At 40.0% G+C, this 23,015-nt stretch carries 18 protein-coding genes, 1 tRNA gene and 1 pseudogene; 12 read left to right on the forward strand and 8 right to left on the reverse strand.

The features are described 5' to 3' along the window. Positions 1–236 precede the first annotated feature (236 nt). The 7 genes and pseudogenes from F542_RS11160 to topA all read left to right on the forward strand — a co-directional run. Positions 237–380: pseudogene (locus F542_RS11160) on the forward strand (hypothetical protein); the annotation flags it as partial. A gap of 351 nt (positions 381–731) precedes the next feature. Then, a complete protein-coding gene (locus tag F542_RS11115; protein WP_231504958.1) occupies positions 732–1,676 on the forward strand; it encodes a sigma 54-interacting transcriptional regulator in 945 nt (314 codons plus the stop codon). Next, on the forward strand, positions 1,673–3,337 hold the full coding sequence (locus F542_RS05030) for an ABC transporter substrate-binding protein (protein ID WP_015432598.1): 1,665 nt from the start codon (positions 1,673–1,675) through the stop codon (positions 3,335–3,337). Before F542_RS11115 ends, F542_RS05030 begins: the two co-directional genes overlap by 4 nt. Then, entirely contained in the window at positions 3,337–4,299 is a 963-nt protein-coding gene (locus F542_RS05035) for an ABC transporter permease (RefSeq protein WP_015432597.1), read from the forward strand. Before F542_RS05030 ends, F542_RS05035 begins: the two co-directional genes overlap by 1 nt. After that, on the forward strand, positions 4,289–5,179 hold the full coding sequence (locus tag F542_RS05040; RefSeq protein ID WP_015432596.1) for an ABC transporter permease subunit: 891 nt from the start codon (positions 4,289–4,291) through the stop codon (positions 5,177–5,179). The genes F542_RS05035 and F542_RS05040 overlap by 11 nt, the downstream gene beginning before the upstream one ends. Before the next feature lie 9 nt (positions 5,180–5,188). Continuing rightward, complete coding sequence (locus F542_RS05045) at positions 5,189–6,226, forward strand: peptide ABC transporter ATP-binding protein (protein WP_015432595.1); 1,038 nt, start codon at positions 5,189–5,191, stop codon at positions 6,224–6,226. Between the two features lie 146 nt (positions 6,227–6,372). Continuing rightward, complete coding sequence (topA, locus tag F542_RS05050) at positions 6,373–8,988, forward strand: type I DNA topoisomerase (RefSeq protein ID WP_015432594.1); 2,616 nt, start codon at positions 6,373–6,375, stop codon at positions 8,986–8,988. 50 nt (positions 8,989–9,038) lie between these two features. Here topA and F542_RS11245 read toward each other — a convergent pair whose 3' ends face one another. From F542_RS11245 to hflD, 7 genes are all read right to left on the reverse strand, one after another. After that, positions 9,039–9,452, reverse strand: coding sequence for a hypothetical protein (locus F542_RS11245; RefSeq protein ID WP_231504952.1), 414 nt, complete (start codon positions 9,450–9,452; stop codon positions 9,039–9,041). Further along, positions 9,403–9,813 carry a transposase-like zinc-binding domain-containing protein gene (locus tag F542_RS11250; protein WP_015432592.1) on the reverse strand — a complete coding sequence of 137 codons (411 nt, stop codon included), beginning with the start codon at positions 9,811–9,813 and terminating at the stop codon, positions 9,403–9,405. The genes F542_RS11245 and F542_RS11250 overlap by 50 nt, the downstream gene beginning before the upstream one ends. 76 nt (positions 9,814–9,889) lie before the next feature. After that, a tRNA-Leu gene (locus F542_RS05060) sits at positions 9,890–9,975 on the reverse strand. 117 nt (positions 9,976–10,092) lie between these two features. Then, positions 10,093–10,977: a 4-hydroxybenzoate octaprenyltransferase gene (gene ubiA, locus F542_RS05065; RefSeq protein ID WP_025267026.1), complete on the reverse strand. Its 885-nt coding sequence runs from the start codon at positions 10,975–10,977 to the stop codon at positions 10,093–10,095. Further along, positions 10,978–11,739 carry a DeoR/GlpR family transcriptional regulator gene (locus F542_RS05070; protein ID WP_015432590.1) on the reverse strand — a complete coding sequence of 254 codons (762 nt, stop codon included), beginning with the start codon at positions 11,737–11,739 and terminating at the stop codon, positions 10,978–10,980. It abuts the gene before it with no gap. Positions 11,740–11,816: 77 nt separating this feature from the next. Then, positions 11,817–13,187 (reverse strand): adenylosuccinate lyase, encoded by a 1,371-nt coding sequence (purB, locus tag F542_RS05075; protein ID WP_015432589.1) that lies wholly within the window; start codon positions 13,185–13,187, stop codon positions 11,817–11,819. 19 nt (positions 13,188–13,206) lie between these two features. Continuing rightward, positions 13,207–13,836, reverse strand: coding sequence for a high frequency lysogenization protein HflD (gene hflD, locus F542_RS05080; RefSeq protein WP_015432588.1), 630 nt, complete (start codon positions 13,834–13,836; stop codon positions 13,207–13,209). A 168-nt stretch (positions 13,837–14,004) separates the two neighbouring features. Here hflD and lon point away from each other — a divergent pair, with 168 nt between their 5' ends. The 3 genes from lon (at position 14,005) to serS (ending at position 18,398) form a co-directional block, all read left to right on the forward strand. Continuing rightward, positions 14,005–16,419 (forward strand): endopeptidase La, encoded by a 2,415-nt coding sequence (lon, locus tag F542_RS05085; protein ID WP_025267027.1) that lies wholly within the window; start codon positions 14,005–14,007, stop codon positions 16,417–16,419. Between the two features lie 143 nt (positions 16,420–16,562). Then, complete coding sequence (smpB, locus tag F542_RS05090; protein ID WP_025267028.1) at positions 16,563–17,039, forward strand: SsrA-binding protein SmpB; 477 nt, start codon at positions 16,563–16,565, stop codon at positions 17,037–17,039. A 54-nt stretch (positions 17,040–17,093) separates the two neighbouring features. After that, on the forward strand, positions 17,094–18,398 hold the full coding sequence (gene serS / locus F542_RS05095; protein ID WP_025267029.1) for a serine--tRNA ligase: 1,305 nt from the start codon (positions 17,094–17,096) through the stop codon (positions 18,396–18,398). A gap of 40 nt (positions 18,399–18,438) precedes the next feature. Here the strand turns inward: serS and fdhE are convergent, their stop codons facing one another. Next, on the reverse strand, positions 18,439–19,362 hold the full coding sequence (gene fdhE / locus F542_RS05100) for a formate dehydrogenase accessory protein FdhE (protein ID WP_025267030.1): 924 nt from the start codon (positions 19,360–19,362) through the stop codon (positions 18,439–18,441). A gap of 379 nt (positions 19,363–19,741) precedes the next feature. On the opposite strand from fdhE, the gene F542_RS05105 reads away from it, so the two are divergent. After that, the gene (locus tag F542_RS05105) at positions 19,742–21,463 is read left to right on the forward strand and encodes an ABC transporter substrate-binding protein (protein ID WP_081733478.1); all 1,722 of its coding nucleotides are present in this window, start codon (positions 19,742–19,744) and stop codon (positions 21,461–21,463) included. Between the two features lie 258 nt (positions 21,464–21,721). Then, positions 21,722–22,837 carry a NapC/NirT family cytochrome c gene (locus F542_RS05110; RefSeq protein ID WP_025267032.1) on the forward strand — a complete coding sequence of 372 codons (1,116 nt, stop codon included), beginning with the start codon at positions 21,722–21,724 and terminating at the stop codon, positions 22,835–22,837. The last annotated feature ends 178 nt before the right edge of the window (positions 22,838–23,015 follow it).

The following is a 23,015-nucleotide window of genomic DNA, read 5'->3' on the forward strand; positions in this document are numbered from 1 at the left end:
TTGGTTGTTTACAGGGTATGATATGCGCCATTATCAAGCGGTTTAGATTGTGGCAAATTTTACCAAAGGGAATAATTATGCGTTTAGTGATCGAATGTATTGAACGAGTCGGTATCGCTCAAGACTTGCTTAAATTATTAGCAGAACAGAATATTAACTTAGAAGCCATTGAACTCGAGAAACTTGCAGAGAAGGGGCTGATTTATTTACGTACGGAGAAAGTTGCAGAGCATGCTATGCAACAATTGATTACTGAAATTCAGCAGATTGCTAGTGTTTTAACTGTGCATACAATTCCCCACCTTCCTCAAGAGCGTAAGCAGCTCGAATTGCAAGCTTTATTAGAAGCGTTACCTAATCCTGTGCTCTCTTTGGATATTCACGGCAAAATTACATTTGCTAATTCCCAAGCATGTAAACTTTTATTACCAATTTATCGTTTGAACTTACCTAAGCGTAAGCAAGATAGCATTCAGCATCTGGAACAATTGCCACTAAATGAGGTGATGCCAAATTTAAATCGAACCAAATGGTATGGGGCGTATTTAGAAAAAGGGCGCAATGCACAGATTGCACATCTACAGCCTATTTCCCATGCCACACAATTTAATGAGCAGTTGTGGCAGCTAGATTTGTTGCCACTCCTATTACGAGAAGAGCAGCAAAATCAAATTGTAGGCTATGTGGTTAATTTACAGCCACAAAGAATGCAGTTGGATTTACGTCATTTCATGGCCAGCCAATACAGTGAATTTGATCAAGTTGTGGCTCAGAGTCATAAAATGCAAGCGGTGATTGAACAAGCAAAAAAATTTGCTTTATTAGATGCACCATTATTAATCCAAGGGGAAACCGGTACGGGTAAAGATCTCTTAGCAAAAGCTTGTCATCAATTTAGCTTCCGGCGTGAGCAAAAATTTATTGCAGTAAATTGTGCCGGTTTGCCTGCTGAAGATGCAGAAAGTGAAATGTTTGGGCATCGCGGTAACGGCATAGATAGTATCGGCTTCTTCGAATACGCAAATGGCGGAACAGTCTTGCTTGATGCGGTTGCCGAGCTCTCATTAGAGATGCAGGCAAAACTCTTACGTTTTTTAAATGATGGCTCTTTCCGTCGAGTGGGAGAGGATCGTGAAATTCAAGTGGATGTTAGAGTGATCTGTACATCGCAAAAATCTCTGGCTTCGCTAGTTGCAGAGGGTAAATTGCGTGAAGATCTTTATTATCGTTTAAATGTCTTAACGCTAAATTTACCGCCATTGCGGGAACGACAAGGCGATTTACCGCTATTAACGGAACATTTTGTTACACAAATTAGCCAACAACTGGCAATTGAAAAGCCAACTTATCCACCAGAATTTGTACAAGCATTGCAAAATTACTATTGGCCGGGCAATTTACGAGAATTATATAACGCGATTTTCCGTGCTTGCAGCTTAGCTAATGGGCAATTGAGTTTAGCGGATTTAAATCTGCCAGACGATGTGCCAAATGACTTTGATCTGGATAGTCTAGCAAATCATAGTTTAGAAGAGTTAGTCGATCGCTTTGAAGCTTCGCTTTTACGCAAGTTTTACGCAGAGTATCCAAGTACACGTAAACTCGCTCAACGTTTAGGGCTTTCGCATACCGCGGTGGCGAATAAATTGCGTCTTTATGGGATTGGCAAGCAATGAAATTGAAGTTACAAGCGCTTATTTTTTCGCTGTTTTGTGCAAAATCAGCTTTGTCTGCACCGAGTATTCCCGCGAATCTCTTGCAAGATAGCTTGGTTTATTGTACCAGTGTATCTGGTTTTTCATTTAATCCACAAAAAGCCGATCTTGGCACTAATATGAATGTGGTAACGGAACAGATATATGATAAGTTGCTTAGTTTTGATGCTGAAAGCAATACGTTAAAGCCTGCTTTAGCTAAACGTTTTGAGGTGAGTGACGATGGCTTGGAAATTACATTTTATCTGCGTGAAAATGTTGCATTTCATCAAACCAGCTGGTTCACGCCTACACGCTTTTTTAACGCAGAAGATGTATTATTTTCTTTAAATCGAGTGATCGGTCAGGAAAATGCAGATTTGTCCATGACACATAAAGAAGAACAAAGTGAAATACAGCGCAATCAAAGTGATTTGGCTCGTGTTTTGGCATCTCGTACGCATTTTCCTTTTTTTGAGAGTATTGATCTTAAAAGTAAAATTGCAAAAATATCTGCACCGAGCAGCCATGTTGTTAAAATTTATTTAACGAAACCAGATAATTCGTTGCTCTCGCATTTAGCTAGTCAGTTTGCGGTAATTTTGTCGAAAGAATATGCTTTGCAATTAAATGCAGATGAAAATTTAGTGATGCTAGATTTATTACCTGTGGGCACAGGTGTGTATCAGCTCGAAAGTTATATTCAAAATGACTCTGTGCGCCTGAAAGCGAACCCTCATTATTGGGGAGAAAAAGCACATATTAGCCATATGATTGTGGATTTTTCGACTAGCGGCACGGGGCGCATGGCAAAATTCTTAAATGGTGAATGTGATGTAGCTGCATTTCCTGAGCCAAGTCAATTACAGATTTTAAAAGATGAGAAGGGCTATTTGGTAGAGCGCTCAGGGGCAAATCTTGCCTACTTGGCGTTTAATTTTGACCGAGCGATTGCACATGATATTACACTGCGTAAGCGTATTACTCAGGCAATTAATCGTCAGAGAATTGTACAGATGCTATTTTATGGCAGAGCAGAAGTGCCACAAAATGTTGTGCCTCAGGTATTAGCCGCGGTAGAGAATCTCACTAGTTATCCTTACCAAGAAATACAGCATCGACAAGAGCCTCAGTTTGATAATAAGCCGTTGATACTGTGGGTGGTGGATGAAAAGCGAGTATATAACGCAAATCCAATGAAAATGGCAGAGATGATCCGCTTTGATCTTGCTCAGGCGGGTATTCCTATTAAAGTAAAAGCGGTTAGTCGAGCTTATTTAACGCAGCGTCTGGAAGAAGAAAATGCTGACTACGATATGATTTTAAGTGGTTGGCTTGCGAATGATTTTGACCCAGATAGTTTTTTATCGTCTATGCTTGCCTGTCAAGCGAAAAACTCAGTGACAAATTTAGCAAACTGGTGTAACGATGAATTTGATCATGTGCTGAATTACGCCCGATTAACGCAAGACAATGCTTTACGTCAGCTACTTTATCTGCAAGCGCAGCGTATGCTTGAAGAGCAATTACCGCTTTTCCCATTAGTAAATGTAAAACGTTTGTTGGTCGCGAATAATGATGTGGAGAAAGTGGATATTACCCCTTTCGGACAGGTAAATTTATCTAAAATGAGATTGAAATAATGCTGATTCGCTTTATTCAGAAGCTATTATTGACCTTAATCACATTAGGAATTCTATCAATAATTAGTTATAACATTCTGCTGCGAGATCCGATTTATCAGTTTGATAGCTATGCTATTACAAACTATTTCGGCTATTTACAGGATTTTTTACGAGGTGATCTGGGGATTAGTCATAGCACAGGTGAGCCGCTATTAAAGCAGATTTTGCAAGTATTCCCCGCTACTATCTCATTAACGGTAGCTGCCATAGTATTGTCTCTACTGCTCGGTATTCCGCTTGGTTTTTTAGGTATTACACAACGTAAAAACATATTTGGCAAGTTATTGCTGTCCTTGGGTTCATTAAGTCTTGCAGTACCTGTATTTTGGTTAGCCATTGTTTTACAGGCGTATGCATCAATGAATAGCTGGGAAATTGCGGCTATGGGTGAAATCCACCCAATTTATGCTGTGCAGAGTATTACAGGAGTTAAACTGATTGATATTTTTTTATCAGATAGCCCATATAAGCTGAAGATGATGCAAAGTGCCTTACAGCATTTAGCGTTACCTACGCTCATATTAGCAGTACCGGCGACATTGGAAACAATGCGATTCACAGCAGAACGCGCAGAATATGTATTAAGACAGAATTACGTCAAAGTGGCGCGTACACGAGGGTGGTCTCCACTAAAAGTATGGTATCGGCACGTTTTACGCAATACTTTGCCACCACTAATCCCGATGATTGCACGGAATGTCACTTTAGTATTCGCATTTAGTATGTTGGTCGAGAATGTTGTGAGCTGGGGGGGGATTGGTCGCTGGCTAATTAATGCGCTTGCACTACAAGATTATCAAGCGATTTCAGCCGGTGTAATGGCAATTGGGGTCTTTGTCTTAGGCGTTGATCTTTTAGCCAGCTTGGTCACGACATTGTGTGACCCTTCGCATAAAAAGGATTGGTTTAATGCTAAATAATCAAGAGCCAGAACAATTTCGTCAGCAGGATTATTTTCGTCAGTTTTGGCAGCAACTCCGTAAAGATCGGCTAGCACTCATTAGTTTAGTGCTATTCATCGCGTTGTTGATATTAGTTTTTGCGGGTTATTTATTAGCACCTTACAGTTCAGATCAGCAATTTGTAGGGTTTGAGCTTATGCCCCCTTCATGGAGCAATGAGGGACAAATTAGTCATTTTTTTGGCACAGATAATTTAGGGCGAGATGTCTTTAGCCGTATTTTATACGGTTTTTATTACACCGTAGGCTCGGCACTCTTGATTAGTGCCTCAGTAGCTATTATTGGTGGAATTATAGGGATTCTGACTGGAATCCAAAAAGGAAGCCCTATATTGTTGCTTAGCCATCTATTTGATACTTTTTTATTTACGCCGGTGTTACTGATAGCAATTATTATTGCTACGCTAATGACGCCGAATTTGATCAATGCGATGCTTGCGGTATTTTTAGCACTACTACCGCATTTTATTCACCGAATCTATCAAACAACAAGACGTGAATTAAAACGCGAGTATGTGGTGACATTAATTTTAGATGGTGCAGATAAATGGACACTGATCAAAAAGGTAGTTTTGCCAAATGTGAGTATTGTGGCGATTAAAGAGCTCTGTCAGATTTTTACGATCGCGGTAATTGACATTAGTGCGCTTAGCTTCATTTCATTGGGCGCAGAAAGCCAAACAGCAGAATGGGGAGCAATGATTCGTGATGCAATCGACCTAATTTATATTGCGCCTTGGACAGTCGTATTGCCTGGCTTAGCCATCGTGTTTAGCGTGCTTATCATTGCATTGCTTGGTAACAGCATCGTACGTGTGTTACGTCAATATCGTCATTAACGAGGAAATATGGCTTTATTAGATATTCGGCATTTAAGTATTGAAATTGATACGCCTAATGGGCGGATTAAAATGGTAGATAATATCAATTTAACGCTTGATAGTGGTGATGTATGTGGCTTAGTTGGAGAGAGTGGCTCTGGTAAAAGTTTGATTGCAAAAGTTATCTGCGGCTTAGTTAAAGATGAATGGATTGTTAGTGCAGATCGCTTTCGGTTCAATGACGTAGAACTTTTAAAGTTGTCGCCACACCAGCGGCGCCAATTAGTGGGAGGAGATATTTCTATGATTTTTCAAGACCCACTATCCTGTTTGGACCCTAGCCAGCCTATTGGGAAACAACTTATTCAAACCATTCTATTTAAAGGTAAGTGGTGGCAATTTTTTACTTGGCGTAAGCGTAAAGCAATAGAATTGTTGCATAAAGTTGGCATTAAAGATCATCAAGATATTATGCAAAGTTATCCCTGTGATATTACAGAAGGTGAGGCGCAGAAAGTCATGATTGCGATGGCAGTAGCAAATCAGCCAAGGTTGTTAGTGGCGGATGAACCAACTAATACCATGGAGCCGAGTACACGCTTGCAAATATATCGCTTGTTATCCAGCATGAACAAAAACCTCGGTACTTCTATTATTCTGGTGAGTAATGAGATTCAAAGTATCTATAAATGGGTCGATCATTTTAATGTGCTATATTGCGGACAGACCGTGGAGATTGCTGATAAAGAAACATTGATGAAAAGCCCTTATCACCCTTATACATCAGTGTTGCTCAATAGCGTGCCGGATTTTTCGAATCCATTGCCGTTTAAAAGCCATTTAAATAGTTTAAAAGGCGCTGTACCAATGTTGCAAAATATGCCAATAGGTTGCCGCCTTGGACCTCGTTGTCCCTTTGCGCAACGGAAATGTGGGCAAAAGCCACCATTACGTAAACTTAAACAGCATGAATTTGCTTGTCATTTCCCAATTAATTTTCGTGAGCAAAACTTATTGCGCAAAGAAGAAAATATACCGATTGTGGTAAATGAAAAAGAAGCATAGCCATTTAATTGTATTATTAAGCTATAAGGCAATGAAAAATTGCCTTTAGTTTATTCGTTTGATGAGTGTGAACTTGTTTTTTTTGTGTGAGCTTGTTAGAGTTCGCGCATTTTGAGCCGAATAGCAGAAATTAATTAGGAATAGGTATGGGAAAATCATTAGTGATCGTTGAGTCGCCAGCCAAAGCGAAAACGATTAATAAGTATTTAGGCAGTGATTTCGTAGTGAAATCCAGTGTAGGGCATATCCGTGATTTGCCAACAAGCGGTGCAGAAAAGACAGAAAAGAGCGAGAAAGCCAAGCCTATTTCTACGAAAGGGCTATCAGCGGAAGAAAAAGCAAAAATTAAAGCAGAAAAAGATCGCAATGCGTTAATTAAGCGTATGGGGATCGACCCCTACCATGATTGGAAGGCGAACTATCAAATTCTCGCCGGTAAAGAAAAAGTCGTCTCTGAACTCAAATCACTCGCTAAAAAAGCTGACCATATCTATCTCGCAACCGACTTGGATAGAGAAGGGGAAGCAATTGCGTGGCACTTACGCGAGGTGATTGGCGGAGATGACAGCCGTTTTTCTCGAGTAGTGTTTAACGAAATTACTAAAAATGCGATTAAAGCGGCTTTTGAAAAGCCAGAACAGTTGAATCTAGACCGAGTAAACGCACAGCAAACCCGCCGTTTCTTAGATCGTGTGGTGGGTTTTATGGTGTCGCCATTGCTTTGGAAAAAAGTGGCACGAGGCTTATCAGCTGGTCGTGTACAATCGGTAGCAGTGAAATTATTAGTTGAGCGGGAACGTGAAATTAAGGCATTCCAACCTGAAGAGTTTTGGGAAATCGCCGCAACAGCACAAGCACAAAAAGGCGGGTTAAATCTTGATTTAACGCACTTTAAAGGCAAAAAGTTCTCGGCAAAAAATCAAAATGAAGCAGAGCAAGCGGTTAAAAATCTGCAAAATTCTGCATTTATTGTCAGTGAAATTGAGCAAAAACCGACTTCGTCAAAAGCCAAACCGCCATTTATTACTTCAACCTTACAACAAGCCGCCAGCACTCGTTTAGGTTTCAGTGTAAAGAAAACGATGATGTTAGCTCAACGTCTATATGAAGCAGGCTATATCACTTATATGCGTACTGATAGTACGAATTTAAGCCAAGATGCTTTAGCAATGGCACGCAGTTACATTGAAGCACAATTTGGTGAGAAATATCTGCCAGGCAAACCAAATTTCTTTGCAAGTAAAGAGAAAGCTCAAGAAGCCCACGAAGCGATTCGTCCTTCTGATGTAAAAACCAAAATGGCTGATTTAAAAGGCATGGAAAAAGATGCTGAACGCCTTTACGACTTAATTTGGCGACAATTCCTCGCTTGTCAAATGCCTCCAGCGGAATATGACAGTACAAGCGTGACTGTGCAAGCTGGCGATTATGAATTGAAGACGAAAGGGCGAGTATTACGCTTTGACGGCTGGACAAAAGTTTTACCTATTCAAGGGAAAACGGCTGAAGATCAAGAATTGCCTGTTTTAACATTGAATGAGACACTCGCATTACAAGCGGTGAGTCCAAGCCAACATTTTACCAAGCCACCAGCTCGTTATTCTGAAGCCGCATTGGTAAAAGAGCTTGAAAAAAGGGGTATCGGTCGCCCATCAACCTATGCTGCGATTATTTCAACCATTCAAGAGCGTGGGTATGTACGTGTGGAAAACCGCCGTTTCTATGCAGAAAAAATGGGCGAGATCGTCACCGATCGTCTAAATGAATCTTTTAGCGATTTAATGAACTACGATTTTACCGCCAATATGGAAGATACACTCGACCAAATTGCGAATGGTAATAGCAACTGGAAAGAAGAGCTTAACCGCTTCTTTGCAGATTTTTCAGAAAAATTAACCACCGCAGAACTCAATGAGTTAGAAGGTGGAATGCGTCCGAATAACTTGGTGGAAACCGATATTCTTTGCCCAACATGCAACCGCCCAATGGCAATTCGCACTGCAAGTACAGGGGTCTTTTTAGGTTGCTCTGGCTATGCGTTACCGCCTAAAGAACGTTGTAAAACGACGATCAACTTAATTCCCGAAGCAGAATTATTGAACGTATTAGACGAAGAAGCGGAAACCAATGCACTTCGCCAACGCAAACGTTGCCCGAAATGTGATACAGCGATGGATAGCTATGTGATTGATCCAGAGCGTAAAATTCATATCTGTGGTAATAATCCAAACTGTGATGGTTATGTGATTGAGCAAGGTTCCTTTAAAATCAAAGGCTATGACGGCCCTGTAGTAGAATGTGATAAGTGTGGTGCGGATATGCACTTAAAACTGGGGCGTTTTGGCAAATATATGGGTTGTACTGCTTGCGAGAATACGCGTAAAGTGTTAAAAAGCGGTGAAGTTGCACCACCAAAAGAAGATCCAATTCCATTCCCAGAGTTAAAATGTGAAAAATCAGATGCGTATTTTGTATTGCGAGATGGGGCTAGTGGGGTATTTATGTCGGCACATAATTTCCCTAAATCACGAGAAAGTCGCCCTGCTAAAGTGGCAGAATTAGCCCAATATCGAGAACGTTTACCTGAAAAATTACGTTATTTAGCTAATGCTCCAACACAGGATCCTGAAGGTAACGAAGCCGTGATTCGCTTTAGCCGTAAAGAAAAACGTCAATACGTGAATTCAGAAAAAAACGGTAAAGCAACAAAATGGATTGTGGATTATATTGATGGAAAATGGGTAGAGCGTAAAAAGGCATAGTAGGCAAAGTGGTTGCTAATAATTATTTCATTGAATTGTTAGCAACTTTTTTATGCAAAAATCCTGTATAAACAATATCTTACTAAACTGGCATAGGCACTTCTTACCGCGCGATGTTTATAAGGATATTTCCCTTTTTCATTCGGTTTATCAGACCGTTCATTTAAAAACGCCTTGTGTTTTTCAAAGCAATAATATAAACGTAGATAAAATTCATTTTTTGAACTTTCTTTTAAAGTTTTGACGATAGTTTTTAATTCTCTCCCTGCGTCTGATTGATGTTTTTTTCTTAATGCTCTCATCACGATTGCAACCATATGATATTGACAGATTTGTGTAGGAGTATCGAAAAAATCTTTCAGCAGCCCTCGCCTAGCATCACAGGTAACCGATTTAAGATATAGCCTTTTTCTCTCAGCTTGTTGGGTGCTTTCTTGTAAAAATATATTTTTCTGTTTTGACAATTTGATGGTAAATCACTTTCTTAGATAATGTCCCCATAAAAACCATTACACCAAATTCTCTATGAAAAAAGCTCGTATCAATAAGTAGATTTGAATATTTGCTTTGTGGGAAAGATAATGCTTTTTTAGGGGATTTATCAATATACCTTTGAATAGTTCTTATCGAACAATGATATTTTTCAGATAATTGAAGGTAAGTTTGTTTACCCTCTGTAAACTCAAGCCATATTTTCAGTGGGGCTAATTTTTTCTTAAAGGTAAATGTTTTTAGACAGGCATTGCACTTATAGCGTTGAATATTATTTCTTACGCCATATTTACGGATATGTGGATTTTGGCAAAAAGGACAGTTTTTTTGCAACCATTTTTCTATTATGTCTTATTTTGCGGATGTGTTAATGAAATAAAAAAACCGCTGAAAGCGGCCTCTTAAAATTTGGTGCCTAGGGTCGGACTCGAACCGACACGGTTATTCACCGGCGGATTTTGAATCCGCTGCGTCTACCAATTTCGCCACCCAGGCAAGGTGATTCTGTTTTAAACTCGTTTTGTTACTGACAAGAGCAACAAAACGAGCGTTATTCTAAGGGAGATGCTGAGATGATGCAAGTAGAAATAAGGGTAGGCTGATTCGTTTGCTTTAAATTTCAACGGCATTGCCTAAAATACCGAATAATATCGCAATAAATATGCCTATTCCCACATAGTTATTATTTAAAAATGCCTTGAAACAAGCCTCGCGTTCTCTTAGTTTAGTTAATTTGCATTGGTAACTAAACAGGCTTGCTGTTAGGGCTAAAGCCAAATAGTAAGCGCTAGAAAAACTTTTTAAATATGCAAAACTTACCAATAACATTAGCGCAATAAACTGTAACAAAGCGATAATTTTATTATCGTATTGTGCAAACAGAATGGCGGTTGATTTTACGCCAATTCTTAAGTCATCATCGCGATCAACCATCGCATATTGTGTGTCATAGGCAACTGTCCACGCTAAATTAGCAAAAAAGAGTAGCCAACATTCTAATGGTAATGCCTCTTGTATTGCACCATATGCCATTGGAATTGACCAGCCGAAAGCCATGCCAAGCACAAACTGTGGTAAATGGGTATAACGTTTCATAAAAGGGTATACAAAAGCTAATGCAACAGCAATAAATGAAAGTGCGATCGTATATCGATTTAAATGAAGCACTAAGAAAAATGAAACTGCTACCAATAGAGCAAATAATGCTTTGGCTTCATTTTCAGTTACTTTCCCTGTCGCTAAAGGGCGTTGTGCGGTGCGTTTAACACTACCATCAATATGACGGTCGGCATAATCATTGATCACGCAACCAGCAGAGCGCATAAGCAAAACGCCAAAGAGAAAAATTAGCAGGATTTTTATATCAGGCACGCCATTTTGTGCTGAAAATAATGCCCACAGTGTCGGCCAAAGTAATAGCAGTGTACCAATAGGTTTATCTAATCGCATCAGCTGGATATAACCTTGGCATTTTTCTCGGGTAAAATGCGATTTCATCTATTCTCCACAAACACAAACAACAACATCACTATGACTAAGATGGTGGCTTAATTCTAAAGGTAGCGGATTATCTGTAACGATATAGTCCACATCTCGAATATTGCCTAAACGTACAATAGCATTACGGCTAAATTTGGAATGATCGGTCACAAGTATTACTTGGCGAGCGTTACGCATTAAGGCTTTTTTTACTTGTACTTCGTGATAATCATAATCCATCATAGAACCATCGGCTTCTACCGCACTAATGCCTAAAATGCAATAATCTAAGCGGAATTGGTTAATAAATTCCACCGTTGCCTCACCGATAATCCCTCCATCGGTACGTAGTACACCGCCAGCAAGGGTAATCTTAAAATCTTCTTTTTGCATCAATAAATATGCTGCATTGAGATTATTGGTGACGACTCTTAAATTCTGGTGAGCTAAAAGTGCATGGGCAACGGCTTCTGGCGTTGTGCCTATATCAATAAATAATGATGAACCATGGGGAATCAGCTTGGCAACTTCTTGACCAATACAGCTTTTCTGCTGAGAAAAGAATTGTTTACGGTCAATATAATCACTGTTTTCCGTTGTTGATGGTGTTGCTGCACCGCCATGGTGACGACGGATCAGATGATTTTCTGCCAATTCATTTAAATCACGTCGAATTGTTTGAGAACTCACTTTGAGCTCTTCGACTAACTGTTCTGTACTAACATAACCTTGTTGTTTGACTAACTCCAAGATCTTATTGTGGCGTAAAGTTTGTTTCATGCTTTTCTCTATTTTGTATTTTTTGAATGGAAAAAGACCGCTTGCAAGCGGTCTCTTCCTGAGAAAATTTTACCAAATTAAAGTTTTTCAACGAGATCTACCGCATAGCCGATATAGCTTGCTGGTGTCATCTGTTTTAAACGCTCTTTTTCCGCTTGTGGTAAATTAAGCCCATCAATAAACTGACGCATTGCTTCGCCGGTTACCCGTTTACCGCGGGTAAGCTCTTTCAATTTCTCGTATGGTTTTTCGATACCATAACGGCGCATCACAGTTTGAATTGGCTCTGCCAATACTTCCCAGTTTTGATCTAGTTCATCAAGTAAATTCTGTTGATTGACTTCTAATTTGCTAATACCTTTTAAGGTTGAGGCGTAAGCAATTAACGCATAACCTAAACCAACACCTAAATTACGCAATACTGTAGAATCTGTTAAATCCCGTTGCCAACGAGAGACTGGGAGTTTGCTAGCTAAGTGGGCTAATACTGCATTAGCTAAACCTAAGTTACCCTCAGAATTTTCAAAATCAATCGGGTTTACTTTATGTGGCATTGTGCTTGAGCCAATTTCGCCTGCAATCGTACGCTGTTTGAAGTGATTTAATGCAATATAACCCCACATATCGCGGTCAAAATCTAACAAAATAGTGTTAAAACGAGCAACACAATCGAAAAATTCAGCGATATAGTCGTGTGGTTCAATTTGCGTGGTATATGGATTCCACGTTACACCTAAAGATTGTTCGATAAACTCTTGGCTAAATTGATGCCAATCTACTTCAGGATAAGCAGAAAGGTGGGCATTATAGTTGCCTACAGCTCCGTTGATTTTAGCAAGAATTTCAATTTGTTGTAGCTGTTGTAACTGGCGCTCTAAGCGATAAGCGACATTTGCAAATTCTTTGCCAATTGTACTTGGTGTAGCAGGCTGTCCGTGAGTGCGGGACAGTAAAGGAATATCTTTATATTGCACAGCAAGCGTTTTTACCGCATTAATTAATTTTTCCCATTCAGGTAATAATACTTCTTCGCGTACCGTTTTTAACATTAAGGCATGAGAGGTATTATTAATATCTTCAGAAGTACAAGCAAAGTGGATAAACTCACTAACTTTCGCTAATTCAGGCACGGCTTCACTTTTTTCTTTTAGAAAATATTCCACCGCTTTTACATCATGGTTAGTTGTGCGTTCAATAGTTTTAATTCGCTCTGCATCTGCCAGTGAAAATTCACTGACAATTTTATTCAAATATGCATTAGCTTCGGCGGAGAAAGAGGGAACTTCCTGAATTTGAGGGTGGGAAGCGAGTTTTTGTAGCCAGCGCACTTCAACCGTCACACGGTATTTCAATAAACCAAATTCACTAAAGATAGGACGTAATGCCGAGACTTTATCTTGGTAACGTCCATCAATTGGCGAAAGTGCGGTTAAGGCGGTAAATTGCATAGAATAAGCTCCTGTAAGTCTAGCGAGATGAATACAACGATTGCGTTGTGTTAATTAATTTTTTGCGCGCGAGAAAGAATTGCCAACGGCTACCTCCAACTTGTTGCCATAAAATACCTGCTCGTACACCGGCTAATAGACTGGCGCGAACTTTATTTTGAATATCAGCTCGAGAAAGTAGCTCTTGCAAACCAAAAACCTGAATTCGAGTCCCCATTGGGCTGATAATATCGCTGTAAATAGCAGCAATATTACTCAGGATTTGGGCGTGTAGAATATCGTTATCGTAGAGGGGCAATTGGCGCTCAAGTTGTTGCAAACGGCGAGCGAGCTCTGCTTTAGCTTGTGGGTTTTTATTTAATTTACGGCTTAGGGCAAGTATGCCAATCCAGTAGCGACTAACTTCAGCATCAATTTTTCCAGGTTTACCACCAAGTTGTGCAAGCGCTGTTTCGAAGCCTATCGAAAGGTTGGCAAGATTATCGCCAAACACATGAAGCGTAGAATCAGGCTGGGTAATCAACAGGCTCTGTAGTGAAGTTTTAAAATATGTTTGCTCTACATTACCGGTATGGGCAAACTGATAAACCAATTCTGCACATTGGCAAACACCAGCAAAAGCGATAGAAATGTCTTGATAATTGCTCATTTGTAGCCGTAATTAACAAAAATTGATGCAGAATATAGCATTTTTTCCACCATTTTTGAATGCCGATTCTTGTTATCTTCACAATATTATGCTTTTTCACAAAATCCCCTTGTATTTCCCTATATCGCCCCCATAATGTGCGAATTGTTTTTATGGAGAGCAAATCGAATGGCAAGAAAAAAGAAATTATCTATTGACCTTCCATTACTACCACTGCGTGATGTCGTGGTTTTTCCGTTTATGGTTATGCCACTTTTTGTGGGGCGAGATAAGTCGGTAAAAGCCTTGCAAACGGCAATGGAAAGCAACAAACAGCTTTTCTTGGTCACCCAAAAAGATCCCAATAATGAAGATCCTACCTCTGAGGATATTTATCATTTTGGGGTCATTGCGAATATTATTCAAATGTTGAATTTGCCTGATGGCACGGTAAAAGTGCTCGTTGAAGGGCAAGTACGGGCAAAAGCTGAAAAGGTTTTTGACGACGAAAATGGTTTTTGGGCATCTGTCACCCCACAAGTTTCAGAATTTGATGATGAGAATGAAGAACTTAAAGCAATTGCGAAAACTGCGCTGAGTGAATTTGAAAATTACGTTAAAACAAACAAAAAAGTACCATCAGAAATTCTACCGAAGCTACAAAAAATCGCTTTTGAAGACCGTCTAGCTGATACCATGGCTGCCAACCTTATTGCTCCTGTTGCAAAAAAACAAGCGTTGCTTGAAGAGTTAAATCTGGTGGCACGTTTCGAGGCTTTATTAGTCGCAATGGCAACTGAAATTGACACGATGGAAACTGAAAGTCGTATCCGTAATCGTGTTAAACAGCAGATGGAAAAAAATCAACGTGATTACTACTTAAACGAGCAAATTAAAGCGATTCGTAAAGAACTTGGCGGGGAAGACGAAAGTGAAGCGAGTGAGCTAGATAAGCTCAAAGAGAAAATTACCGCAGCAAAATTGCCAAAAGAGGTGCAAGAAAAAGTTGATAGCGAATTTAATAAATTAAAAGCGATGCCACAAAGCTCTTCGGAAGCAACAGTGGTACGTAGCTATATTGATTGGATTTTGCAAATGCCGTGGCACAAGCGGTCTGCCGTGAAGAAAGATTTGCAAAAAGCGCAAGAAATTTTGGATAAAGATCATTACGGTTTAGAGCGTGTTAAAGAGCGTATTTTAGAATATCTTGCTGTGCAAAGTCGTTTGAACAAACTGAAAGGGCCTATTCTCTGTTTAGTGGGGCCACCGGGTGTAGGGAAAACCTCTCTTGGGCAATCTATTGCGAATGCTACGGGGCGTAAATATACTCGTATGGCTTTAGGTGGTGTGCGTGATGAAGCGGAAATTCGTGGTCATCGCCGTACTTATATTGGCTCAATGCCGGGTAGCCTAATGATGAAAATGGCGAAAGTCGGTGTGAAAAACCCGCTCTTCTTGCTTGATGAAATTGACAAAATGGCACAAGATATGCGAGGTGACCCTGCATCAGCCTTACTTGAAGTGCTAGATCCAGAGCAAAATAAAGCGTTTAATGATCACTATTTGGAAGTGGATTTTGATTTATCCGACGTGATGTTTGTGGCAACCTCAAATTCAATGAACATTCCACCTGCATTACTTGACCGTATGGAAGTGATTCGCTTATCAGGCTACACCGAAGATGAAAAAATGCACATAGCCAAAGAGCATCTAATTGCGAAACAGATGGAAAATAACGGCTTAAAAGAAGGCGAATTGACCATTGATGACAGTGCCGTGATGGGCATTATTCGTTATTACACTCGTGAAGCTGGTGTGCGTAGCTTAGAACGTGAAATTGCAAAAATTTGTCGTAAAGCGGTGAAAGCGTTAGTGTTAGATAAAAAATTAAAATCTATCACGGTGAATGACAGCAATTTGCACGATTATTTAGGTGTTCGCCGTTTTGATTATGGCAAAATGGATAGTCAAAATCGCATTGGTGAAGTAACAGGTTTGGCGTGGACAGAAGTGGGTGGTGATCTACTGACAATTGAAACTGCCTCAGTACCGGGTAAAGGCAAATTCTCTTACACGGGATCACTCGGTGATGTGATGAAAGAGTCTATCCAAGCGGCAATGGTGGTAGTGCGTTCTCGTGCAGAAAAATTGGGCATTGCCGAAGATTTCTATGAAAAACGAGATATCCACGTGCATGTGCCAGAAGGGGCAACGCCAAAAGATGGTCCGAGTGCTGGTATTGCAATGTGTACCGCACTTGTATCTAGTTTAACGGGCAACCCTGTGCGCAAAGAAGTGGCGATGACCGGTGAAATTACCTTGCGTGGTAAAGTGTTGCCAATTGGTGGTTTGAAAGAGAAATTACTCGCGGCGCATCGTGGTGGGATTACAACGGTGATTATTCCAAAAGAGAATGAAAAAGATTTGGAAGAGATCCCAGAAAATGCCAAAGCAGCACTTTCTATTCACCCTGTGGAAACCATTGATGAAGTGTTAGCGATTGCATTAGAAAATCCGCCAGAAGGGGTAGAAATTTTACCTACTCTTGCGAAAGGCAAAGGGATTAAAGTGAAAAAATCGAAGGCAACCAGCGCCTTACAATAACCATTCACAAACTAAGCACCGTGCAAGCGGTGCTTTTTTCTTACTATTTTGCAAAATCTTCCTGAAAATTCACCGCTTGTCCGTTCAAACATAGCTCAGTTTAAGGTAGAATTAACGCCAAATTTTTCTAGATAATTCAAACTATGGCAAAAAAACCTAAAGTGTCGGATAACACTATTGCTCTGAATAAACGAGCAAGACACGACTATTTTATTGAAGATGAGATTGAAGCTGGTCTTGAATTACAAGGCTGGGAAGTGAAAGCTCTACGTGCAGGAAAGGGCAATATTAGCGATAGCTATGTGATTTTCCGTGATGGCGAAGCCTTTTTGTTTGGGGCAATGATTACCCCTTTAACTGCGACTTCAACCCATATCGTTGCCGATCCGACTCGTACTCGTAAGTTACTGCTGAAAAAACGTGAACTTGATAGCCTATTTGGCAAAGTAAACCGTGATGGTTTTACTATTGTTGCTACGGCAATGTACTGGAAAAAAGCATGGGTGAAAGTCAAAATAGGCTTAGCAAAAGGTAAGAAACAGCACGATAAACGAGATGATATCAAAGACCGAGAATGGCAACGTGATAAAGCTCGAATTATGAAAAATACGAATAGATAATTCGTAAAATAAGCGGTTACAAATTAACAAAATTTTGCAAAATAAGGAAACAACATGATCGATCAAAATTTACTGCGTACTAATCTTGCGGAGGTCGCAGACGCACTCAAAACCAAACGTAATTTCACTTTGGACGTAGAAAAAGTTCAAACTCTTGAAGAACAACGTAAAAATTTACAAGTGAAAACCGAAACTTTGCAAGCCGAACGCAACGCGCGTTCTAAATCTATCGGTCAAGCCAAAGCCCGTGGCGAAGATATTTCTGCATTACTTGCCGAAGTAGATAATATGGGTAATGAACTTGCTGATGCCAAAGTAGCATTAGATAAAGTACAAGCTGAAATTCGTGATTTACTTTTGACTATTCCAAACTTACCCGCAGATGAAGTGCCACTTGGTCAAGATGACACGGAAAATAAAGAAATTTTACGCTGGGGCGAACCACGTCAATTTGATTTTGAACCAAAAGATCACGTAACTCTTGGTGAAAGTTTTGGCGGTTTAGACTTTGCCGCAGGTGCAAAATTAACTGCCAGTCGTTTTGTGGTGATGAAGGGGCAAATTGCACGCTTGCACCGCGCTATCTCACAATTTATGTTGGATTTACATACAGAACAACACGGCTATATCGAAACCTATGTGCCTTATTTAGTTAATCATGATACGTTATATGGCACAGGACAATTACCAAAATTCGGTGAAGATTTATTCCATACCCAACCACTTACAGGACAAGATCCAAACGAGGTACAACGTGCTTTTGGTTTAATCCCAACAGCAGAAGTACCAGTAACCAACCTTGTGCGTGATGAAATTATCGATGAAGCCGATTTGCCAATTAAAATGACTGCTCATACACCTTGTTTCCGTTCAGAAGCGGGATCTTATGGGCGTGATACTCGTGGCTTAATTCGTATGCATCAATTTGATAAAGTGGAATTAGTACAAATCGTTGCGCCTGAAAAATCAATGGAAGCTTTAGAAGAGCTAACAGGACACGCTGAGAAAGTATTACAGCTGCTTAATTTGCCATACCGTAAAGTGATGCTTTGCACGGGTGATATGGGTTTTGGCTCTTGCAAAACCTATGATTTAGAAGTGTGGGTGCCTGCTCAAAATACCTATCGTGAAATCTCTTCTTGCTCAAATATGTGGGATTTCCAAGCACGTCGTATGCAAGCACGTTGCAAGGCAAAAGGTGAAAAGAAAACTCGCTTGGTTCATACCCTAAACGGTTCAGGCTTAGCGGTGGGACGTACGCTTGTCGCCGTGCTAGAAAACTACCAAAATGCTGATGGCTCAATTACTGTGCCAGAGGTATTAAGATCTTATATGAATGGCCAAGAAGTCATTAAATAATACAGTCAAAAGCCAGAACCTCAGTTCTGGCTTTTTTATATTATTCAGCAGGGAATAGGAATGGATTAATTGCACTACGTGCGAATGATTTTTCTTCCATCTCTGCATCAAGAAATAGGCTTGCTAAATCATCCGCTGCCGCTTCGACATAAGGATCTTTATCTTGATAGAGAATTTTCAGGTAACTACCACAATCACCACAGCTTTCTGCTTTAATTGGTGCATCAGCTTTATCTAAGCTCCAATAATCTAATTTCCCCGATTGTTCACAGTTAGAACATTTTGCGCGTACGACATGCCATTCACTTTCACACAGTGCACAATGTAAATAGCGTAAGCCCTGCGTTTCACCGAAATGTACCACGCCGGCAACAGGCGCTGAACCACATACTGGACAATGACAACGTTCGCCAGTTTCTGTCTGCATATTACGAGGTAATTGCTGCGCTAATTGTAACCAATAAAGTGATAATGCCGCCCATAAGAAAACAGCTTTATCCGCACCAACTTCATGTAAATGGCCATTCAGTAACCGTTTAGCTAGTATGTCTAGCTCAGTCTCAGAAGCTTTTTTCAGCCAATCTAAGGTTGCGTTTACTGTTTCATTAGCATGAAAATGGGGGCTAAGTTCATCAATGAGCAAGCTAAGCAATTTACGCCATTCGGCATCTGGTTGGAACTGTTGTATATCAAGCGGTACAATTCCATGATTTTTTTGCAAAATATTTTCAAGCTCAGCATGGTGATCAGCAATTGGATGATGCTCTAGTACTTTAGCTTGCGCCGCAACAATTTGTGCAGCAAACATAAGATAATCTTTAAAGGGGTGTTTTTCGGCCAATTGCTGAAGGCGCTTTTCACGTCTGGCATATAAATTTTTCGGATTAGCATAAAGCAACGCTGGCGTGTGCAATGAACTGGCTGCTTGTTTGATATCATGTTCAGGAAGAATTCGGATCGACATGGCTTTCCCCTAGTAAAATAAAATGGCATTTTAGCTAGGGTCTGTGGATAATTCAATGAAGCAGCGTTATCGTTTACAAACAATTTTTTCAAAATCGTTAAAATTTTTGAATTTTTTTGAACTTTACTTTCAGAGCTTAGTCTGATAGAGCGCTAGATGCTTAAATGGATATAGCGAAGTTTTTTTCATTTCCTTAGGTAAGACCTCCGCCCGCTTTCGATTGTTGATTGCGGGCTTTTTTTATTGTTCTCTCTTTAGCAGACAAACTTCTGTTAAATAAAAATGCAATCAAATCAAATAGTTCCATAGTTTGATTTGAGTCATTTGTTGAAATGCCTATTTTATTTATAATAAGAAAAATTATTTTATGGATATAGATATGCAGCGAGAACAATGGTCCTGTTTAGTTGATATAAAAGGAGAACTGTCGGAATGGGAGGATGGCGAGGGCAAAGTATTTTTGTCTCGTTTTAGACAGGTTATCGACTATGCGCGGGCGTTATTCCATTCTAGGCATCAGAATCTTTGTTTCTACTATCAGCATGAACAAAATTGGTATCGCTTTACTCTGAGTTTGCATCAGCCTTATTTGGCGTTAGTCCGTTGCAGCTGGATTAAACAGATTCCTTATCAATTGAGTGAGCGAGAGTTACAAATTCTAACTTTGCTGAGCCATGGGTTAAGCAATAGTGAAATTGCAGAAAGCCTTTTTATTAGCAATCGAACTGTGGCGAAACACGTGGAACATATTTTTGATAAAGTTGGGATCAATAATCGTACATTGTTGGCGATTTTTGCTACACAGCATTATTTATATTGTTTGCCTACGCCTGCACAACTAGAACATTCTATTTTGCCGACATTTGAAATTGAGCAATTAGTGGCACAATTAGCAGACAGACACCAAGTAGAAAAGAGTCCTAGCACAAGCACATTCTTGGCAAATTGTGCAGATAAGCCGATTACTATAGGGATTCCGTTTGTCGAAAGTGGCTTAGGGCAAATTGATACAGAAGAATTATTGAATGGTTCACAACTGGCGGTAGAGCAGATCAATCGCCAAGGTGGTATTCATGGACGGAAAGTTCAATTAGTGAAATCTGCTTATCAAGTGGAAGAAAAACAGAGTATTATCAATGCCTATCAACAGCTTTTTGATCAGGAAGTTGAGGCAATATGTACTAATTATGCTTGTTATTTACCTGAAGTGCATGATTTGGTTGCAAGCGAGGGTATTCCTTACTTACATGATGCGAGCCATAGTGGATCACAAAAATCGGGAAGAATTGGTAATATTTTCCAAGTCTGTGCCAGCAGCATTAACTATGGGCTAGGCGTGGTGCGCTTTTTGCAGGCATATCAAGCCAGCTATCCGATGTTATTGAAAAATCGCCGCGTAGCGATAGTGACTGTAAAATGGCAATGCATTGATATTGGGATGGATGAACTGGTTGCCTCTTTGCGCAAACTTAATTGGCAAGTTGAGGTAGTTGAGTTAGAAAAAACAACAAATGTTTTTCAGCAAGCAATGGTGCAACTGCATAATATTGATCCGACTTTAATTGTCTTTGCCTCTTATTTTACGGAGGATATTCTTAATTTCTATGCGGCGTTCATTGCGCAACCACTCAATGCTGTATTATATGCCATCTATTCACCAAGTACGTTACAACCGCATCAGCAGTTGTGTGAAGGCGTTGTTTGGGCAACGACAACGGGGCTTGCTTCTACTTATGCGGGTAAACAATTTAACCAGCTTTATCAAAATACTTTTGGTAAAGCACCGAGTTTTTCACAGGCCAGCCTTGCGTTTGACCAAGTCAATATTTTAGCGAATGTTTGGCGTAAGAGCGATTATCCCCGCCACTTTAAACAAGTGACACAAGGTATTCGTACGCTAGTGAATCATGGCATCAATGGCTCATATTTTTTTGGTAATGAACACCAAATTGGGCTAACGTATCCAGATAGTACGACCGATCTCTCAATTAGTCAGCCGCATTTGATCTATCAAATTCAGCAGGGGCGTAATACCGTTATTGCACCAAGCTTATTTGCTGAAAGCCATTTCAAATTACCTAACTGGTTTGAACTGAAATAACTTTTTGCAAATTTTGGCTGAAAATAGCCCGCTTGCAACCACACAAATTTGATTTTTATCAAATCTCTTTAGAACAACTGCCACCAATACGCAAGTTTGCGTATTGAGGCAGTTATATCGCCTAAATAAAATAATACCGTAGTTCCTTTCAGGTTGTAGGTCTCCTTTCCTTATCGGTAATGATATTCCCCACACAACTCCTCATTGCCGATTTTAGGATAAAACCTATCTTAGTATTTTATTTGGAGTGATTATTCGATGAGTAAATTGAAAAAGTCCCTAGCAATTCTTGGCTTAGTGGGGCTAGGTGCTGCATTATTTGGTGGCACACAATATGCTATGCATAAAACCAGTACAACAGAATTTTGTGTCAGTTGCCACTCTATGAGCCACCCGAAAGAAGAATGGGAAGGTAGCGTACACTTTGCCAATCGTAAAGGGATTCGAGCTGAATGCCAAGACTGTCATATTCCACATGAAGGTATTGATTACCTTAAAACTAAAGTATTTGCGGTAAAAGATTTATGGCATACCTATGTCACCAATAAACTTCCTGATCAGGAAGCTTTTGAAGCACATCGCTTAGAAATGGCGCAAAAAGTTTGGGATGATATGAAGGCCAACGATTCTGCAACTTGTCGTTCTTGTCATAGTTTTGATGCGATGGTGCTCTCTGAGCAAAAAGAAGCTGCCCAGAAAATGCATAAACTTGCAATGGAAACCAATCAAACCTGTATTGATTGCCACAAAGGGATTGCGCATTTTATGCCTGAGGTTGAAGTTGATAGTGCTGCTGCATTAGGTGAGCTCGCAAAGCATGGTGCAGAATTTGGCACAAATGATAAAACTTTATTCTCGTTGGCAATGAACAGTGTTCAGCTGCAACAAGGTGGAGAAGTCCGTTTATTGCCATTTGCAGAAATGAGTAACTGGAAAGAAGAAAATGGCAAGGTAACCGCAACCGTGAAAGGCTGGCAACAAGCTGGTGCTGAAAGCGTAGTGTATGCGGGGCTTGGTCAGCGAATTATGGTTGCGCTGCTTGGTGCAGAAGAACAAGCTAAAGTAACGGTATTAAATACCGTTCACGATAGCGTAACAGATTCTGATTGGAAAGAAATTAGCTTTGAGATTATTGCCGATAAAAACAGCGTTACTGCAAATATTAATGCCTTAAATGCTTTTGGTAATAATCTGAATGAAACCCATTGTAGTGGTTGCCATGCTGCGATCAGTGCTGATCATTACACAGCAAATCAGTGGATTGGTGTGGTGAACTCAATGAAAGACAGAACATCAATGTCTGCCGACGATGTACGTGCAGTAACAATCTATCTGCAACGTAATGCAAAAGATATTAAAGGCAGCTCACACTAGATTGTCAGTTAAGTTATAAAAGCGAAAACAGCCATGTTTTCGCTTTTTTGTAAGCGGTTCTTTTTGCAAAAAATTCTGCAAAAAGAACCGCTTGTTATTTATACTATTATGAAAAGTTTTCATAAAGATATGCGAAATATCTCATTTTTCTTCACATAAAATTTATGATTGAATAGGC

The sequence above is a fragment of the Bibersteinia trehalosi USDA-ARS-USMARC-188 genome, assembly GCF_000521725.1.
Taxonomy (GTDB): domain Bacteria; phylum Pseudomonadota; class Gammaproteobacteria; order Enterobacterales; family Pasteurellaceae; genus Bibersteinia; species Bibersteinia trehalosi.

Excerpts from the sequence above, each read along its gene's own strand:
- F542_RS05030 (WP_015432598.1), top strand. The coding sequence starts at position 1,673 with ATGAAATTGAAGTTACAAGCGCTTATTTTTTCGCTGTTTTGTGCAAAA.
- lon (WP_025267027.1), top strand. The coding sequence starts at position 14,005 with ATGGCAAGAAAAAAGAAATTATCTATTGACCTTCCATTACTACCACTG.
- F542_RS05070 (WP_015432590.1), bottom strand. The coding sequence starts at position 11,739 with ATGAAACAAACTTTACGCCACAATAAGATCTTGGAGTTAGTCAAACAA.
- F542_RS05045 (WP_015432595.1), top strand. The coding sequence starts at position 5,189 with ATGGCTTTATTAGATATTCGGCATTTAAGTATTGAAATTGATACGCCT.
- purB (WP_015432589.1), bottom strand. The coding sequence starts at position 13,187 with ATGCAATTTACCGCCTTAACCGCACTTTCGCCAATTGATGGACGTTAC.
- hflD (WP_015432588.1), bottom strand. The coding sequence starts at position 13,836 with ATGAGCAATTATCAAGACATTTCTATCGCTTTTGCTGGTGTTTGCCAA.
- F542_RS05040 (WP_015432596.1), top strand. The coding sequence starts at position 4,289 with ATGCTAAATAATCAAGAGCCAGAACAATTTCGTCAGCAGGATTATTTT.
- serS (WP_025267029.1), top strand. The coding sequence starts at position 17,094 with ATGATCGATCAAAATTTACTGCGTACTAATCTTGCGGAGGTCGCAGAC.
- F542_RS05035 (WP_015432597.1), top strand. The coding sequence starts at position 3,337 with ATGCTGATTCGCTTTATTCAGAAGCTATTATTGACCTTAATCACATTA.
- smpB (WP_025267028.1), top strand. The coding sequence starts at position 16,563 with ATGGCAAAAAAACCTAAAGTGTCGGATAACACTATTGCTCTGAATAAA.
- F542_RS11115 (WP_231504958.1), top strand. The coding sequence starts at position 732 with ATGGCCAGCCAATACAGTGAATTTGATCAAGTTGTGGCTCAGAGTCAT.
- F542_RS05110 (WP_025267032.1), top strand. The coding sequence starts at position 21,722 with ATGAGTAAATTGAAAAAGTCCCTAGCAATTCTTGGCTTAGTGGGGCTA.
- topA (WP_015432594.1), top strand. The coding sequence starts at position 6,373 with ATGGGAAAATCATTAGTGATCGTTGAGTCGCCAGCCAAAGCGAAAACG.
- ubiA (WP_025267026.1), bottom strand. The coding sequence starts at position 10,977 with ATGAAATCGCATTTTACCCGAGAAAAATGCCAAGGTTATATCCAGCTG.
- fdhE (WP_025267030.1), bottom strand. The coding sequence starts at position 19,362 with ATGTCGATCCGAATTCTTCCTGAACATGATATCAAACAAGCAGCCAGT.
- F542_RS05105 (WP_081733478.1), top strand. The coding sequence starts at position 19,742 with ATGCAGCGAGAACAATGGTCCTGTTTAGTTGATATAAAAGGAGAACTG.